The following is a 552-nucleotide window of genomic DNA, read 5'->3' as shown; positions in this document are numbered from 1 at the left end:
GAAGTTAGAACCCTCAGCCTTCATACTGACTGGGTAAATGCAGTGGCGATCGCACCAGACGGCAAAACCGCGATTTCCGCTTCAGACGATAAAACCCTGAAAATCTGGGACACCGAGACAGGTAGGGAAGTTAGAACCCTCACCGGTCATACTAGCTATGTAAAAGCAGTGGCGATCGCACCAGACGGCAAAACTGCGATTTCCGCTTCAGACGATAACACCCTGAAAATCTGGGACACCGAGACAGGTAGGGAAGTTAGAACCCTCAGCCTTCATACTGACTGGGTAAATGCAGTGGCGATCGCACCAGACGGCAAAACCGCGATTTCTGCTTCAAACGATAACACCCTGAAAATCTGGGACACCGAGACAGGTACCGAAGTGAGAACCCTCATCGGTCATACTAACTCGGTATATGGAGTGGCGATCGCACCAGACGGCAAAACCGCGATTTCCGCTTCAGAGGATTACACCCTGAAAATCTGGGACACCGAGACGGGTACCAAAGTTAGAACCCTCAGCCTTCACACTGACTCGGTAAATGCAGTGGCG

At 51.4% G+C, this 552-nt stretch carries 1 pseudogene; it reads left to right on the top strand.

The window, feature by feature from the left end:
- Nucleotides 1–552, top strand: a pseudogene (locus QUA07_RS04790) (WD40 repeat domain-containing protein); the annotation flags it as partial.

Source organism: Microcoleus sp. T3_A4 (assembly GCF_036700465.1).
Lineage (GTDB): Bacteria > Cyanobacteriota > Cyanobacteriia > Cyanobacteriales > Microcoleaceae > Microcoleus.
This window is presented reverse-complemented; position numbering and strand designations above follow the sequence as displayed.